The organism is Paraburkholderia sp. ZP32-5 (assembly GCF_021390495.1).
GTDB lineage: Bacteria > Pseudomonadota > Gammaproteobacteria > Burkholderiales > Burkholderiaceae > Paraburkholderia.
The window spans coordinates 1373971-1392020 of the sequence record NZ_JAJEJP010000003.1 but is presented as its reverse complement, the minus strand read 5'-3'; the positions used below and the strand labels follow the sequence as shown (position 1 = coordinate 1392020).

The 18050-nt window shown below is 64.2% G+C and carries 7 protein-coding genes; 5 read left to right on the top strand and 2 right to left on the bottom strand.

Annotation, left to right across the window (positions count from 1 at the left end):
* Positions 1 to 4: 4 nt before the first annotated feature.
* The 5 genes from L0U82_RS38660 to L0U82_RS38640 all read left to right on the top strand — a co-directional run bounded on the left by L0U82_RS38660 (position 5) and on the right by L0U82_RS38640 (position 16680).
* Entirely contained in the window at positions 5 to 1192 is a 1188-nt protein-coding gene (locus L0U82_RS38660) for a TIGR03032 family protein (protein WP_233839100.1), read from the top strand.
* Between the two features lie 241 nt (positions 1193 to 1433).
* A complete protein-coding gene (locus L0U82_RS38655; RefSeq protein WP_233839099.1) occupies positions 1434 to 2180 on the top strand; it encodes a secretin and TonB N-terminal domain-containing protein in 747 nt (248 codons plus the stop codon).
* Positions 2177 to 2728 (top strand): RNA polymerase sigma factor, encoded by a 552-nt coding sequence (locus L0U82_RS38650; RefSeq protein ID WP_233839098.1) that lies wholly within the window; start codon positions 2177 to 2179, stop codon positions 2726 to 2728. Before L0U82_RS38655 ends, L0U82_RS38650 begins: the two co-directional genes overlap by 4 nt.
* Positions 2729 to 2736: 8 nt before the next feature.
* Positions 2737 to 3768 (top strand): FecR family protein, encoded by a 1032-nt coding sequence (locus L0U82_RS38645; RefSeq protein ID WP_233839097.1) that lies wholly within the window; start codon positions 2737 to 2739, stop codon positions 3766 to 3768.
* 372 nt (positions 3769 to 4140) lie between these two features.
* Positions 4141 to 16680 (top strand): filamentous haemagglutinin family protein, encoded by a 12540-nt coding sequence (locus L0U82_RS38640; protein ID WP_233839096.1) that lies wholly within the window; start codon positions 4141 to 4143, stop codon positions 16678 to 16680.
* Between the two features lie 100 nt (positions 16681 to 16780).
* Here the strand turns inward: L0U82_RS38640 and L0U82_RS38635 are convergent, their stop codons facing one another.
* Both L0U82_RS38635 and L0U82_RS38630 read right to left on the bottom strand, forming a co-directional pair.
* Positions 16781 to 17587, bottom strand: coding sequence for an isocitrate lyase/PEP mutase family protein (locus L0U82_RS38635; protein WP_233839095.1), 807 nt, complete (start codon positions 17585 to 17587; stop codon positions 16781 to 16783).
* 54 nt (positions 17588 to 17641) lie between these two features.
* Positions 17642 to 18001, bottom strand: a complete 360-nt coding sequence (locus L0U82_RS38630; protein ID WP_233839094.1) for a hypothetical protein — start codon at positions 17999 to 18001, stop codon at positions 17642 to 17644.
* Between the last annotated feature and the right edge of the window lie 49 nt (positions 18002 to 18050).

The following is an 18050-nucleotide window of genomic DNA, read 5'->3' as shown; positions in this document are numbered from 1 at the left end:
GGACGTGGAGCAGAAGCAGAACGGCCAGGCAGCGGATGGCCCACAGGAAGCGCGTAGTGATGTTTCAGCGTCGGCAACCGAGGCATGGTCGCCGCTAATCGATTTGCGCGATACCGGACGTTTTCTCGCCGTGCTGGCTTCGCTGAAGTGTTCGCTGGCGATCAGCCGGCGTCCTTCGGGCGTGGCGCTGCTGGGTGTGGAGAACGGCATCCCGACATTGTCGGCGTGTCTGCTGCCGCGCTCGATGGGGCTCGCGGTCGGCAACCAGATGGGCAATAGCCGCCTCGCGATCGCGACGCTGCACGAGCTGATGGTCTTCGCGAACGTGTCCTCGCTCGCGCCGCTGTATCCGGAGCGGCCCGGTCACTACGACGCGATGTTCGTGCCGCGCATGTCGTACTACACGGGCGACCTCGATCTGCACGACATGGTGTTCGACAAGCAGGTTGTGCTCGCGGTGAACACGCGCTATTCGTGCATTAGCGTGATCGACGGGTACTTCAACTTCACGCCGATCTGGCAGCCGCCGTTCATCAAGGAGTTCGGCCCCGCCGATCGCTGCCACCTGAACGGCATGGCGTTCCACGACGGCCGCGTGCGCTACGTGACGGCACTGGGCGAAACGGACACGCCGTTCGGCTGGCGCGACGGCATGGCCGATGGCGGCATCGTGATGGAGGTGCCGTCGGGACGCGTCATCGCGCGTGGGTTGTCGATGCCGCACTCGCCGCGCGTCATCAACGGTCAGCTGTATGTGCTCGAAGGCGGCCGCGGCCAGGTGCTGACGATCGATCCCGTGACGGGCGCGACGCGAGTCGTGGCGACGCTGCCGGGCTTCACGCACGGGCTCGCGGAATACGGTGGTGTGCTGTTCGTCGGACTGTCGAAGCTGCGTGACAAGCGTGGTCCGCAGGGCTTGCCGATCGAAGCGCAGTCAGCGGATCTGGTAGCCGGCGTGGCGGCGCTCGACGCGGCCAGCGGCGAGGTGCTGGGGATCCTGCATTTCTACAACGGCGTCGAAGAGGTGTTCGACGTGCAGGTTCTGCCGAACATCCTGCGTGCGGAAATCCTGAATCCGCGGCAGTGGACGGAAACGCCGTCGATCACGACGATGAACGGCGGGTTCTGGCAGACACAGCCGGCGGAAAAGGATGAGGAAGATGTGAGGCGGGCTGAGAAGTCGGCGAACTAGGACAGCGATAGTGAACCAGGCCGCGCGGTCCGGGCGCGGCCTGACGCCGCGGTAGCCGCATAGTCGCGCCGGCTATTGCCGCTTACTACTGCCTGATGTCGAGCAGCGATGTCGGCCGCAAAGGCCGCTTGTCTTGACATGCGATTGTCATTTTTCATTTCTACAGTCTGGGCTTCAAAACGGCGACCTTGCCGCGATAGCCCCGGCATCGCCGCCGTCATCCTACTTTCGGCTTTCCCTTATGACAGGCACACGGGTAGTGTCGACCGGTGTATTGTCGCTGACCGCCTGCCTGATGCTGTGGACCGCGCTGCTGATCCGGAGTGCCGAGGCTCAGGACATCGGTGCGGCGTCCGTACTGATCCACTTTGATCTTGCCGCCCAACCGCTTGCCGATGCGATCGATGCCTATGGCCGTGCCACGGGACTGTCGGTGTTCGTCAAAAGCGAGTTGCTCGATGGCCGTGCGGGTGCGCCGTTGCACGGCGACTTTACGGCGGCCGACGCGTTGCGCCGCCTGCTCGAAGGGACCGGCCTGCAGATGGCGGCGAGCGCGGACGGCATCGCGATCATTCCCGCCGATGCGCTGAGCGCGGCGCCGCGACCCGAGCCGGCGACGTCCGCGATTCCGGCCTCGGAGATCGCGGGCGCGCAAATCGACGGCGAGGATTACCGCTGGTATGCGGCCGATCTGCAAATGCAATTGACGCGCGCGCTGTGCGAGGATCCGCGGACCTACCCCGGTACGTATCGCCTGTTGATCCAGCTGACGATCGGCTCTTCGGGCGAGGTCGTCTCTTCCAGACTGCTCGGCTCGACCGGAAGCGTCGAGCGTGACGCGGCAATCGTGCGGGCGGCCCGCTCGATCACGCTCGATGCGGCGCCGCCGGCGACGCTGCCGCAACCGGTGACGATCCTGCTGCATCCGTTCGCGAGCGGCGTGGTCGATGCATGCGCGCCGGCCGGCACGCAGGACGGGCGGCCATGACCGATTCGCGCAACCGGCTCAAGAAGCTGTTCGTATCCCGCTACACGCAATTGCGCAGGCAGCTCGAGTACTACATCGGCTCGCGCGATCACGCAGCCGACGCGCTGCACGAGACGTGGCTGCGGCTCGACAGCATGCCCGACGTCAGCGTCACCGCCGACGATGCTTACCTGCTGAGGATGGCAACCAATATCGCGATCGATCAGAATCGTCGCGAGCAGCGTTACCTGAGCGGCGAGGAGATCGGCGAGATACTGCTGCAGGTGAAGGACGAACTCGCCGATCCCGAGCGGATCGTCGCGGCACGTCTGCGGGTCGACGCGCTGAAGATCGTGCTCGACGAACTGACGCCGCGCCGCCGGGCCATCCTGCTGGCCGCGCGGGTCGACGGCGAGCTGAACCGGGAAATCGCCGAACGCATGGGGATCTCGCTGCGGCTCGTCGAAGCGGAGCTCAGCACGGCGCTCAAACACTGCTACAACAAGATGCTCGACCTCGATCCGGCGACTACGAAGCAGCTCGGCAAGAAAGGGCGGCGAAAATTTTGAATACGATCATGTCAAGCCAACCGGATCATGACGGCGTGCCTTCCGCGGCGATCGCGAAGCAGGCGCAGGCATGGCTCGTGCGCTTGCGCTCGGGGCGGGCGACCGCCGACGATGCCGCCGCGTTCCGGCGCTGGTGCGCCGAGCGGCCCGAACATGCCCGTGCCGCGAGCCTGATGCTTGAAGCGTGGGATGGACTCGAAGCAGCGAGTGCCGAACTGGACGCGGAGGATTCCGCGGCGGACTCCACGCCTCACGGTCAACGTGGCGCCCGGCCGGCGTCGTGGCGCGCGGGGCGCCGCGCTTTCATGGGGGCGGGTGTGGCTGCCGCGGCATCGTGGCTGGCGCTGCGTCCGCCGCTGCAGCTATGGCCGGCGCTCGGCGATCTGGCGGCCGACTACCGGACCGCGACCGGGGAACAGCGTCGCGTGGTGCTGTCCGATCGGCTGGTGGTCGAAATGAATACGCAGACTCGCATCGACATCGTACGCACGGACGGCGGTACGCAAGGCGGCGCGCACGGTATCGATCTGCTCGCGGGCGAGGCGGAGGTCGTGGCGGGAGCGGGTGCGGGTAGCGACAGCGCAGCGCCGCAGCCGGTCGTCGTGCGGGCCGCGCGCGGCAGTTTGCAGGCGGTCAGCGCGCGCTTCAACCTGAAACGCAGCGGCGACGAAGTTTGCGTGACCTGTGTTGCCGGCGAAGTCACGCTGCAGCATCCGCAGGGCCGCTTCACGTTGACGGCCGCGCAACAGATCACCTACGGCAATCGCGTCGTGCAGCCGCCGGTGAACGTCGATTCGAGTCTGGTGACCGCGTGGCGCCGCGGCGTGCTCGTGTTCGAGAATGCACCGCTGTCGGACGTCGTCAGCGAAATCAATCGTTATCGGCCGGGCAGGATCATCCTGCGCAATGCCGAACTCGCGGACGCTCGCGTCCATGCGCAAGTCGCGCTCGCGAAGATCGGCGGCGCGGTCGATCTGATCAGCAAGATCACTGGCGCGCACGTGACCCGGCTGCCGGGCGATATCGTGTTGCTCAGCTAGCGGGCGTCGTCGTGGTGTCGTTGCGGTGCCGTTGCAATGTCGCTTCGGTGTCGCAGTGATGTTGCCGTCGTGTCGCTGTCATGTCGTCAGTATGTAGACACTCTTTCATCCCTCATCGAATGATCTGCGGTTTTCTCCAGCGGCGTTCGTCCAATGCAACATGGCTCGTTCAGCAGCGGTCTGATTGCCCGGTCAACAGGGCTTCGGCGCGCGGAACGGCGAACCTCCAATTGAATGGCAAGCACTTGACTGTGCAGGGGATAAACCATGAGTGTCCGCATTGCGCGATCCATTTCCGAGCTGCTGAATTCCGACGCAGTCCGGCTTTCGCGACCGTTCAGGCTTCGGCCCGTTTGTCACGCGATTGCGCTGATGTTGGCGGCAGGGCCGTTGGCGAATGCGCATGCGGGACTTGTGAATCTCGCGAACGGTGGTGCTGGCTTGGCCGCGGTGCGTGGTGGGGCGGCAGGCGCGTCAGGCATCGCGAACCTCGGTGTGGGGGTGTCGCCGCAGCAGGCGTTGCAGGCGAGTCAGCCGTCGATCCGCAATCTCGCTACGGCAGCTCAAGGGATTGCCCAACAGATCGCGCAGCAGCGGGCGCTGGCCGCGGCAGGATCTGCGACTGCGTCGAATGTGCCGAACGGTCTCGCTGTAGGTGGTCTTCAGGTTGCGCCGGGTGTCAGTAGCGATACGAGTAATCCGAATCTGTGGATCAACGCGAATGCGCCGAAGCAGTCGGTTGATGCGAGCGGGCATGTGACGGTTGAAGTTGATCAGACCGCGCAGAACGCAGTGGCGACGTGGCAGACGATGAACGTTGGTCAGCAGACCACGTTGTATTTCAACCAGACCGGCGGCACGCAGACCAATGGCGCGAACAACTGGGTGATCCTGAACCGGATCGTGGATCCGTCGATGGCGCCGAGCCAGATTCTCGGCAATATCAAGGCGGAAGGCTCGGTGTATGTGGTGAACCGTAACGGCATTCTTTTTGGACCGGGGTCGCAGGTTAATGTGCATTCGCTGGTGGCGACGTCGCTGGATTTTCTGAATCAGAACGACGTGCCCACGCAGGGCAACGCGGATATCGCGGCCAGTAATCAGCTGTTCCTGAACCTGCAGCCGGGCTCGCAAGGCGGTCTCGCGCCGCTGGAGGCAGTCGCGACCTCTCCCGGCCAGAGGACCGGTATCCCTAACGAAGTGCTGGGTCTCGGCAATCAGGTCACGGTGAACTCCCCGACCGATTATGTGCTGCCGGGCAGCGTGACGATCGCGCCGGGCGCATCGATCACCACGCATGCGAACGGCACGGTCAGCGACGGCGGCTTCGTGATGGTGGCAGCGCCGAACGTCACGAATGGCGGCAGCATTACGGCGATCGATGGCCAGGTGGTATTGGCCGCGGGCGTCGGCGTGAGTCTCGCGCCCAACCCGAACAGTCCGTCGATGCTGGTGCCGGCGTTGAGCGGCAGGCTCCTGCTGCCGACCGGCAATGGCAACACGACCGACGTGACGCCGGCGGGCACGCTGATCAATACCGGTCTGGTCGAAGCCGCGCGCGGCAATATCGATCTGCTCGGCAGCAGTGTCGCGCAGAACGGTGTGGTGGGGGTGACCACGAGCGTCAACACGCCGGGCACCATCACGATTTCGACGGTCGACGAAAATGTCGCGAACACGCCGACCGGCGGCGCTTACCCGGGTCTGGGCGTGGTGTCCACCGGCGATGCGCTGGCGACGCGCCGCGCCGGCCTGCTCACATTCGGGCCCGATTCGGTGACCACCGTCATGCCGGACGATAACGGCCAGACCGCCACCTCCGCGCCGGGCACGATCTTCACGGCGGGCAGCGTCAGCATGACGGCGGGCTCGATCTGGTTCCAGTCCGGCTCGCTGGTCGAGGCACCGGGCTCGACCGTATCGGTGACGGCGCTCACAAAGTCGGCCGCGCTGGACGCGACACCGCCGGGCGATACCGCGGTGCCGGGTCGCATCTATCTGGACACGGGGGCGACGATCGACGTGTCGGGGCTCGCGAACGTCGAGTTGCCGATCGCCGACATTCTGGTCACCGTGCCGCTGATCGGCGGCAACGAACTGGCCGACTCGCCGCTACTGCGCGACGGCTTTCTCAACGGCTTCAAGGATCTTGTATTCGACAGCACGCTGTCGGGTACACGCAGCGATGGCGTGCAGTGGGTCGGCAGCCCGCTTCTGAACCTGTCGGGCTACGCGAGCCAGATTTCACGCACGGTCGACCAGCTGCTGGTCAACGGCGGCACGATCACGCTGTCGGGCAACGAGGTGATGACCGTGGCCGGTTCGTCACTGAACCTGAATGGCGGCTATCTCCACTACGACGGCGGCATGGTCGACACGACGCGCCTCGTCGACGCTAACGGTGTGATCGTGCCGATCGGGCAGGCCGATCCGAACGACACCTTTGTCGGTATTGCCGGTCAGTTCGTCGATCGACATTCGAGATGGAATATCAGCAACACGTACATGGATCCGCTGCTCGCGGGCGGCGCGTATGAAGGCGACTTCATCGTCGGCGGCAATGCCGGCACGCTGAACCTGTTCGCGACGAGTGCGATGGTGCTTGACGGCGATATCAACGCGCAGGCACTCAGCGGTTCGAAACAGGTGCAGGACAACGATCAGGCGGTCGGCGGCACCTTTGCGCTGGGCAGCAGCAAGGCCTTCGCCACGCTCGGTGAAAATCCCGGCAGCACCGGCGAGAACGGTCTCGTCATCGTGCAGAACACCGCGCCGCAACTGAGCAATCTCGCGCCGGACTTTTCGTTCAGCACGGTGCTGGATACAGCGGCGCTGAACGCGCTTGCCGGCACCGATCCGAACAACGTGCTGGCCAATCAGGTTGTGCCAGCCGGCACGCTATCCGCCGGCGGGTTCGCGAACGTGAGCGTGACGGAAGACAATATCAAAGGCACGGGTTTTCTCGTGCCGGCCGGAACCGTGCTGCAGGTGCAGGACGGCGGTTCGATTGCGCTGAGCGGTCCGCGCGCGGCGAACGCGCTGATCGATGGCCATCTGATCGCGCCGTCGGGCTCGATCTCGATCTCCGTGAGTTCAGGCTCCTTTGGCGTCGTGGGGCCGGAGAACGGCAACATTACGGTGGGTCCCGACGCATTGCTGGACGCCGCAGGCGAATGGGTCAATAACGACACGTTGCTGGCTCCGGGAACGACGGTCGGCGACAGCGAATACATCAACGGCGGCAGCGTCGCGCTGAGTACCGGCTATGGCATCGATCTTCAAGCGGGCAGCGTGATCGACGTGTCGAGCGGTGGGGAAGTACAGGCCGACGGTCAACTGCTGATGAGCAACGGCATTCCGCTTGGCAAGGGCGGCAGCGTATCGCTCGACACGCTGGTGAAGAACGCGAACTATCCCGATCTGCCGACGGATACGCTGTTGCACATGGACGGCACGATCCGCAGTTCCGGGTTCTCGGGCGGCGGTACGTTGACGCTGCAGGCGCTCGGCTTTCAGATCGGGGGTGATCCGGCATCGGCGCCGGCGTGGTCGACAGCGTTGCCGGAAGATTTCTTCGCGCAACAAGGGTTCGGCAGCTACGTGCTGAATGCGTATCTCGATGCGACGGTGGCGCCCGGTTCGACAGTCGATCTCACGCAGCAGAACCTGATCCCCAACGCGCAGGCATTGCAGCGGACCGCGAGCGGTGCGGACCTGACGGCAGGCGGACTGACCACCGTAGGTACCATCGACGCATTCGACCGACAGGCGACCAGTCTCGTGTTGACCGCCGGCGGGTACGTGGCCTGGCACACGACCGATACGCAGGGCAACACCGCGCCCGTCGCGGACTACCCCGGCGTGACCGGTGGTGTCACTGTTGGCGAGGGCGCGTCGATCGTCGCCGACGCCGGCGCGCATATCGGTCTCGGTTCGCCGGCGCAGGTCACGGTGCTCGGCTCGCTGATCGCGCCGGGCGGATCGATCGCGCTGAATGCCGACAGCACCGCTGGATCGTCTGTCGAGACCGGGCAATACAACGGCGCGCAAGGTACTTTTACTAGCGACAGCAAATCCGTCTGGCTCGGGCCGGATGCCGTACTGGACGTGTCCGGCGTGGCGCTGACCGATCCGGTGACGGCGCCGGTCAGGAACGGCTTGAGCGCCGTTATCCCGAACACCGGCAAGGTGCTGCCTGGCGGTTCGGTGACGATTTCGGACGACTCGGGTTATGTCGTCGCGCAGGCCGGTTCCCGCATCGACGTGTCGGGCGCCGCGGCGAACTTCGATCAGTTGCAGACGAACGGCCAGTATGCTTCGCAACCAGTGTGGAGCGACGCGGGCTCGATCACGCTATCGGCTTCCAGTGGTCTGTATTTCGACGGCACGCTCGAAGGGCACGCCGGCGCGCCGCAAGCGCAGGGCGCCTCGCTGTCGATCTTTGGGAATGCCAATGCAGTGTCGACTCCCGTGGGCGTTGGCGGCAATCTGCCCGCGTTGCCGGGAGCGACCGCGCTCATCATTCAGCAAAGCGGAGAGCTGGTGCCCGCGGATCTTGCGCCAGGGCAAAGCTTTGCAGACGCGGTTGGTGCGCCGACAGGCGTACTGCAATTCGCAGCGGACCGCCTGAATGACTCCGGCATTTCGACGCTTGTGCTTGGAGATCCGGTTACCTTGGGTAGCACAACGGGCGTTCGCGTAGTACCTGTCGCCTTTGCCGGCGATGTCGATCTGAACCTGGCACAAGCTGTTGTCGTCAACGCGCAAACTGTCGCGGCATTGAGTAACGATCAACTGCGTTCGCTGCTTCCTGCTCGTAATGGAAGCACCTGGCAGGCGCCGGTCGATACGCTCCTCGGTCTTCTTTCGTCGCAAACGTCCAGCGGTCCGACCGGTACCCATGTCACGATCGATGCCCCGTACGTCGCGTTTGCCGGTCCGCTAGTCGGCCCGGGCTCCACGGCCCAGGCTCTGGCACCGAACGACGCGCTCGCGGACGGAACGCTCAACGTGAGCGCCGCGTTCATCGATCTCGAGAATGCGTTCCAGCTCAACAATTTCGGGCAGGCGAATTTCACGAGCAGCGGGGATATCCGCCTCAGCTCGACGACCCCCGCCGCGAGCGGGGCCAATGCGCTTGCCTCCGGCGTGCTCTTCACGCCAGGCAACCTGACGTTCAAGGCGGCCGACCTGTATCCGTCCACGGGCTCGACGTTCATCATCGACGCGGTCGGTCCGAGCGGCGCGAACGGCGCTGCGGCTCCGACCACGGTGACGTTCGAATCGAACGGCCCGGCGGGTGTGCCGCTGTCCGCGGGCGGAACGCTGCTGGTCGACGCCACCGATATCGTGCAGGGCGGCACCGTGCGCGCACCGTCGGGCAGCCTGATTTTCGGCGTCGGCGATGCGAGCGACGCAGCCACGAAAACGCAGTTCGATTCCCTGCCGCTCGTCGCGACGAACTCGGTGACGTTCGCGAGCGGCAGTGTGACGTCGGTGTCGAACGATGGCGCGATCATCCCGTTCGGCGCCACCGTCGATGGCGTCGAATGGCAGTTCAATCCGATCGCCAACGCCAATGCGGCGCCGGACCTAAGCGCGCCGCCGTCGAAGTTCATCGGCGCCAACGGCAGCAGTGTCGCGCTCAATGCCGGTGCGACGATCGACCTGTCCGGCGGCGGCGATCTGCAGGCCGCGGAATGGGTACCGGGCACGGGCGGCACGCGCGATGTGCTGTCGCAATACAGCGTCAGCTTTGCGTCGAATCCGAGCGGCACGGCGGTGCCGGTGAACGTCGGCGCGTCGAACGTCTATGCAATTCTGCCGGGCGTGCAGGCGCCGGTGGCCGCCTACGATCCGATCTTCGCGCAGTCGCTGCAGCCGACGACCAATGCGAACGGCACCGCGGCCACGACCACCCAAAGCGCCGGCGTCGGCCAGGCGGCGCTCAACGGGGCAGTGGGTCAGTCCGTCTATCTGTCGGGCGTGCCGGGATTGCCCGCGGGCTTCTATACGTTGTTGCCGGGCAGGTATGCGACGCTGCCGGGCGCTTATCGGCTGACCGTGTCCGCCGCGAGCGGCTCTGTCGTGCCGGGCGCGAGCCAGACGCTGCCGGACGGCACCGTCGCGGTGGCGGGCTATTGGGGCAATGCGCTCACTGGTAGCCGCAGCGCGACACCGACGTTGTTCAACGTCCAGTCGGGCGAAGTGTGGCAACAGTACTCGCAATACACGCTGACGGGCGCCAATGCGTTCTTCACGAATGCGGCAGCGAAGGCGGGCAACGTCGTACCGCAACTGCCGGTCGACGGTGGTCAACTGGTGCTGGCCGCGACCAGTGCGCTCGCGCTCGGCGCGAAGCTCGATACCACGGCAGGCGACGGCGGCGCGCCCGCGGAAATCGATATCGCGTCGCAGGACATCCAGATCGTCGGTAGCGGCGAGACCGCATTGCAGGGCTATCTGCAGATCAGCGCCGCGGACCTCAATGCGCTCGACGCCGGCAGTCTGCTGATCGGCGGCACGCGCACGCTGACCACGAGCGGTATCACCATCGATGCGCTTGCCAACAGCGTGGTCGTATCGAACGACGCGGCCGATCCGCTGACGGGGCCCGAAATCCTGCTCGTCACGAAGACCGACCCGAGCGGTAACGATACGAATGCACAGAACGGCTTGCGTATCGATGCGGGCAGCGTGATCGAGGCACAGGGCACGTATCCGGCGGCAAAGGATGTACCGATCACGATCGGCGCGGCGGCGGACAGCAATGGCACCGGTGGCGTGTCGGGCGACGGCTCGCTCGTGCGGGTGTCGAACGGCGCCGATGCGGTGGTCACACGAGTCAATACGAGCGACGCAGCGACTAATCCCGGCCAACTGACGATCGGCGCCGGCGCGACGCTGAGCGGCGGCCAGTCGCTGACACTCGATTCGTCGGGCAACCTGCAATTCGATCCGACCGCCGCGTTCTCGGCCAATACGATCGCGGTCGACGGTTCGGTCATCACGTTCACCGATCAGACTGGTGAAGCGGCCGCGGCACTGCCGGGCTTTGTCATCGGCGCCGGTCAGCTCGCGCAACTCTCGAACACGAATCAACTGATTCTGCGTACTTCGAACGTGACGAATTTCGACGGCAACGTCACTGTCACGTTCGGCACCGACGTGGACCTCAGTGCGCCGACCTTTGCGAGCAATGGCGGCGCGGTAACGCTGAACGGACAGCACATCGAATTCACGAACGAAGTCGGTGCATCGACGACGACTGCCGCGGGCGGTAACGGAACGTTGACGGTCAACGCAAACGAAATCGACTTCGGCACCGGCGACAGGACGGCGTCGGGCTTTGCGTCGGCCACGTTCAATGCCACCGGCGGCATCGTAGGCGAGGGCACTGGATCGTTCGATTTCGGCGCGATGCCGGTCACGATGAGTGCCCCCGTCTATATCGCCGACACTGGCTCCAATCAGACCATTAAAACGACTGGCGCATTGAACCTGAATGCGGCAACGGGCACGGCGTTGTCGCTTACGCCTGTGGGCGGCGAGCTGTCGTTCATCGGCGGCGCGCTCAACGACAATGGCGCAACGATTTCCGCGCCCTCGGGCGACGTCAGCCTCGAGGCGACGATGGGCGATCTGACGATCGGCGACGGATCGCTCGTCAGTTCGGCAGGCGTGGCGAAGCAGTTCTTCGATGTCACCGTGCTTGCATCGGCGGGCTCGATCTCGCTGACGGCCGATCAAGGCACGGTGAACGTGGCGAAGGGCGCGACGCTCGACTTCTCGGGCGCGAACGGTCAGGGTGCGGCGGGCAGCGTCGCGCTATCCGCGCCTGAACAGATCGTGAACCTGAACGGCACGCTCAAGGGCAACTCGGCGCTAGGTGGTCAAGGCGGCTCGTTCTCGCTCGACACCGGCGGCGCGGTCGATCTCGATAGTCTTGCCACGACGCTCGCGTCGAGCGGCGTGAACAATACGATCACGGTCGAGACGCACGCGGGCAACCTGACGCTGTCCGCGGACAACACGATCACCGCGCGCGGGGTGTCGCTCACGGCGGACGGCGGCGCGGGCGGTCAGGATCCGAACAACGGCAACGTCAGCATTCTCGGCAAGATCGACGCGTCGGGCGTGGCGGGCGGCGAGATCGATCTGTACGGCAGGAGCGGCGTCGATATCGAAGGCTCGCTGATTGCGACGGGGTCGAGCGCGACGCAGCGTGGCGGTGCAGTCAACGTCGGCACACGCGCGAACCCGGATACCGTGAACGGTGTCGTGCAGCTCGATCCGACTTATGGCTACGAAAGCGTGTCGGCCGCGAACTCCGGTGTCATCACACTCGGTGCGAATGCGTTGATCGATGTCTCGGGTGGCACGGCGGGCGGCCTATCGGGCGGCACGGTGAATTTCCGCGCGCCGCTGCTGAACAACGGCGACGTCAACGTGAACGTTGCACCGACCGCGCAGATCAAGGGCTCGCGTGCGACCACGCTCGAAGCGTATGCCGTGTGGAGCACCGACGATCCGCTGACGAATGGTGCCAACCAGCATTTCGACGGTGTGGTCGATCCGGCCGGCTGGTACAACGGCACGGTATCGGGCGCGGGCGAACCGGACATGGTCAACGGTTCGTGGACGGATGCGAAGGGCAACGCGCTGCCGGCGCCGACCACGCCGGAGCAGCTTGCGAATTACCAGCAGAACGACTTTTTCACGCCGGACCCGAATGCCGTCAATACGTCGCATCAGGCGTTCTACGGCTATCAGACCGTGAATGGCACGCAGGAACCCGGCACGCTGATGGGGTTCGTCGAGAATTTCCCGATCGCGACATCGGCCATCCAGCGTTTTGCCAATGTGGACAACTTCCAGGTCGCGCCGGGCATCGAACTCGACAACCCGGATCCGCAGATCAACAACGGCAATATCTCGATCCTGAGCAACTGGAATCTCGGCGCGACGAATGCCTCGGGCGCAGCGGTGTTCCGCTTTGGCGACGAAGCACCCGTCATCACGTTCCGCGCGGAGAACAACGTCAACGTCAAGGCGAGCCTGACCGATGGGTTCTTCCAGATTGCGAATCCGGTCACGCCGGGTTCACAGCTCGACATCTACGTGCCGCTGCCGGGGAGCGCCGCGGACGCGCACACGGCGTTCTACGACACGCCCGCGGGGCCTTATGCGACGAGCTACGGCATCACGCTGAGTTACTACGGGGACAACGGGACGGCATACGTTCCACGGTACCTGGGGCTGGTGCACGCGCCGGCGACGAGCTTCGGTACTGCCACTCCGGACGAAATCGCCGCGTATTTTGCACTCTACAAGGCCTACACCGACTTGCTGGTCACACCGGCGCCGGCCGGCGTGCCGACCGCGCCGGCCGGTGCCGACACCGTCTGGGTGCTGAAGATGTCGACCACCTCCCCTGGCACCAGCCAGCCACCGACGCCACCCGATCGGATCACACAGGCGAACGATCCGTTTTCGTATCTGCTGTATCTGCGCAACTATGCGAGTTACTTTGATGCGTTGAGTGTGAATTGGCTCAACTTCAATATCGTGCCGCCTGCGGCCCCCATTGGCGAAGGCGTGGCGCCACTCGCCAACGGTGGGCAAACCGTTGTGATTACGTCGCAATCTCCGATCGACAACAGCCCGTCGCCGGTGGCAACCGCGATCAACCCGCTGCCGCTTCAACTTGCCCAACTGAGTGGAGGCACGAGTTCGTCGTACCGCATCGTCGCGGGGGCCGACCTCAACAGCACGAATCCTCTTGCGGTGCAGGCCGCATCGATGTTCAACACCGTGACCCAGCAAGGCAACGTGACATTGAGCGGCCAGTTCGGCTTTGTCGATGCAAATAGCAACATGCTGCTTGCGCCGACCACGATTCGCACCGGCACGGGCTCGATCGCGATTGCGGCGGGCGGTAACGTGTCGCTGTTCGATCCTTCGCAGGCGACGGATTCCAGCGATTTCATCGTGCCGGGCGTGATCTACACCGCTGGTGCACCGGCGTCCGGTTCCCCTGCAACGAGTGACGCGGTGACGATCGTGAAAGGCGATCGAACCGTGGTAACCGCGCCGGTGCCTGACTTTATCGCTACGCCCGCGGTCAATCCGGATTCGGCCGGTGACATTTCGATCTACGCGCAAGGCGATATCAACGGTTTCGAAAATGTCGTGGATACGTCGGGCGCGGTCACCGGATTGCGCGGTGCAAGCATCACGCAGTTCTGGCGCCCGTGGATGCAGACCGGCAACGTGATGGGCACCGTCGGCACGTCGAGTCAAATTGTTCAGACGTCGATCGATTTCGGTGCATTCGACCAGGGGGTGATGAGCGCCGGCGGCAATGTGTCGGTGAATGCAGGGGGCGACATCTCGCAACTCGCGGTGTCGCTGCCGACCACGTGGTATTTGACGAACGCGCAAACAGGTAATCCGACCGTCAACACGGTGGGCGGCGGGAATCTGTCTGTCGCGGCCGGCGGCGATATTCTGAGTGGCGATTACTTCGTCGCAAAGGGTACGGTCAACGTGACGGCCGGCGGGGCGATTGAATCGGGCGTCGCCTTTGCGCCGCCACAGGGCTCGTCTGTTCCGGTCAGCGTTCCGACGCTATTCGCGATGCAGGACGCGACGCTGAATGTCACGGCCCGGCAAGGCGTCGATATCGGTGGCGTATTCGATCCGTCGTATCTGCAGGGCGGTGACATGCAGGGTTATTCGACGACGTCCGCGATCAACGTCGTATCGACCACAGGCGATGTGCAGTTCGGGACGCTGCCGGCCGGAGGCAATGCCCTCACGCTGGGCAGGCTCACCAATACGAGCGCGATCTTGCCCGCAACCGTACAACTGGTTGCGCTGACAGGCGGTATCGATATTGCGTCCGGCGGACAGCTGTTCCCATCCGCGACAGGTAATCTCACAGTCCTCGCGGATCAATCGATCAAGTTTTCCAGTGCCGACGGGCTGGTCGGTAGTGGGCAGCAGTCCGGTAACGTGCTCACCGGATCGGTATTCGGCATGCTGGACGTCGATCCGGCGTCGCTGCCGTCACCCGTGAATCCCAATGCGAACGTGCCGCGGGTGACGGATACGACGCATGCTGCGCACGACACAAGTGCGCTGCATGCGGACGATCTCGACCCCGCGCGCATCTATAGTCTGAACGGCAGCATCGTCGATGGCACGCTGGAGCCCGCGGGCCATCAGAGTGCCGGCTTTTACGACAATCTGGTGACCATCGGGCTGGATAAGCCCGCGCTGATCCAGGCGGGACAGGACATTTTGAACCTTGCATTTCAGGGGCAAAATCTCCGCGCCGCCGATTTCACGCGAATCATCGCGGGGCGGGACATTCTGGACACACCGCTTGTCGCCGGCGCGAGTGTGGTGCCGAGCCTCGTACTAGGTGGACCCGGCAGTTTCGACGTCGAAGCGGGACGCAACATCGGACCGTTGACCAGCCAGCAGCAGGCGTTCGATGCGAAGGGGAGCGGTTTCACTCCTGGCGCGACGGGCATCGAAGCGGTCGGCAACGCGAATAATCCGAACCTGCCGCACGAGAGCGCGGACGTTCAGGTGCTGTTCGGTATCGGGCCCGGCGTCGACTACGCGGCGTTTATCTCGGCATACGTGAACCCGGCCAGCTCGGTGCCGGGTGGATCGAATTCGGCGGATGCACTGGTCGCGTTCATACAGCAATACGACGCGGGACAGGTTGTCGATACCGGCCTGCAGTCCGACAGCAACGCGCTGCAAAACACCGTCAAGGACATGACGGTGCAGCAGGCATGGAAAGAATTCCAGGTACTTCCGTCATACGTGCAGCAGCAGTTCGCGCAGCAGGAACTGTTTAACGTGATGACCGCGGTCGGTAACGACTTCAACAATCCGGATAGTCCGTTTCATGGGCAGTATGCGCGCGGGTATCAGGCGATCAACACGTTGTTTCCAGCGTCGTTAGGTTATACGGCGAACAATCTGAACGGCGGCTCGAACGGCGCGAACCAGTTGCTCGACACCGGGGATCTGGATATTCGCAGTACCACCATTCAGACGCAGCAAGGCGGCAGCGTCACCATCCTCGGTCCGGGCGGTCAGGCGTTGATCGGCAGCACATCGGCGCCGCCCGAGATCGTCAACGGAAATGGCCTGGTCGTGGCAGGCCCGGGCACGCAAGGCATCCTGACGCTCGAGCAGGGTAACGTCGATATCTTTACCGACCGTAGCCTGTTGCTGGCGCAGAGTCGCGTGTTCACCGAGCAGGGGGGCGACATGACGATCTGGAGTTCGAACGGCGACATCAACGCGGGCAAGGGGACGAAGACCTCGGCCGATACGCCGACGCCGCAGTATGTGTGCGACCCGAACCACTACTGCACAGTCGACGCCCGCGGCGAAGTAACCGGCGCGGGCATCGCAACGCTGCAAAGCATCCCGGGCGTACCGCCAGGTACGGTCGATCTGATTGCACCGCGCGGTACGGTCGACGCAGGCGATGCGGGTATCCGGGCAGGCAACCTGAACGTCGCCGCGCTGCAGGTGTTGAACGCGGACAACATCCAGGTGACCGGCAAGTCGACGGGTATTCCGGCGGTGGCCGCGGTGGATACCGGCGCACTGACCGCAGCGGGCGCGGCAACTGCCGCAGTCACACAGATGGCGCAGAACCTGGTGCGCAACAACGCCTCGGGCGTCCCGCAACGCCACTGGACCATCTCCGTCCAGGTCGAAGGCTTCGGCGAATCGCTGGACAACAACGACGGTCGGAAGAAACGCAGGCCAGAAACGGTCAGCTACAACTCATCGAGTCCGGTGTCGGTACTGGGTTTCGGCGAACTCGGCGGCGTGCAGCGGGCTTATCTGACCCGCGATGAAAAAAGCAGGTTGTAAAACAGAATAAGCGCAGAATGAGCGGCCCGCGTACCAGGCCTCGTTGCCTGGCACGCGGGCCGCTTATGTTCGCTCCCGGCTACCGTTCTTCGTCATGAATTCAGCCGCCTGAATTCGCAAACAATCCCTGAATTTCCGAATACGCCATGCCGTTGCCGAGCGGCTCCGATTCGCCGTCATGCAGAAAGCGCTTCGCCAGCGTTCTGGTCTGATCAAAGACGAGTTGCGTGATCGCGCCGCCCGCGCTCAGCCGGCGTACACCGAGGCGGCCGAGCGTTTGCGCATCGGCGAGACCGGGCACGACCATCACGTTCAACGGCGCACGCACTGCCGCGACGATCTTCTCGATGTCGTGGGGTTCCGACAGTGCCGGCAGAAAGAGCCCGTCCGCGCCCGCCGACACATAGCGCTTGCCGCGCGCGATCGATTCGTCGACCTGCAGTGGTTTGTCGACGAGGCTCGCGAGAAATACATCGCAGCGCGCATTCACGTATAGATCATTGCCCGACTTCGCGAGCGCATCGCGGATCGCCGCGAGCTTCGCTTCGAGAAGTGCAGGATCGTCGGGGCCGTCTTCGATGTTGATGCCCGCGATGCCGAGATCGACGAGTTGCATGACGAAGCGCGCGACGCTCGCGGGATCGTCGGAATAGCCATTCTCGATGTCGACGGTAAGCGGCACTTTCAGCACGCGCATGATTCTGCGCACCTCGCCGACCACTTCGTCTGTCGGCAACTGGCGACCGTCAGCATAGCCGAGCGCCCAAGCGAAACCCGCGCTCGTCGTCGCAACCGCTTGTGCGCCGAGCGATTCGATCAAGCGCGCACTGCCCGCGTCCCACGCATTGGGCAAACGAAGTGGAACGACATTGTCATGTAGCTTGCGAAATGCGTCGACGCGCGACATGGTGTTCTCCAGTGAAAAGAAAATCAGACGTTTCTTGTCCGGCGATCTGAGCGCTCACGTCTGGCGCTGGCTGCGCAACGCCGGCGGCAACGGATGACGCTCGCTCGAAAAGCTCGGCGCTGTCAGAGCATTCGTGCCGCCCGCGGTCTGCGTCCATAGTTTCATTCGCTCGAGCGGATCGTCGCTTTCGACCACGTCGTAGCCCGCACTCGTCAACCGGTATTCGGCCGGCGTCGTGCATTCGGTGACGAGTCCCATGTCTTTCAGCAGCGCGAGATGCAGCCGCACTTCCGGCCACGTATGTCCCTCCGACTTACCCACGCCGGTCTCGATGTCTTTGCAGCACTGGGTCGGATCCTTGTCCTCCTGCATGAAAGACAGGATTGCTCGAAGCAGTTCGGTGTTTCTGCGCATGTCGACCTCCACGAAGCGTTGCGTATCAAATGGGCTTTATCAAACCGGC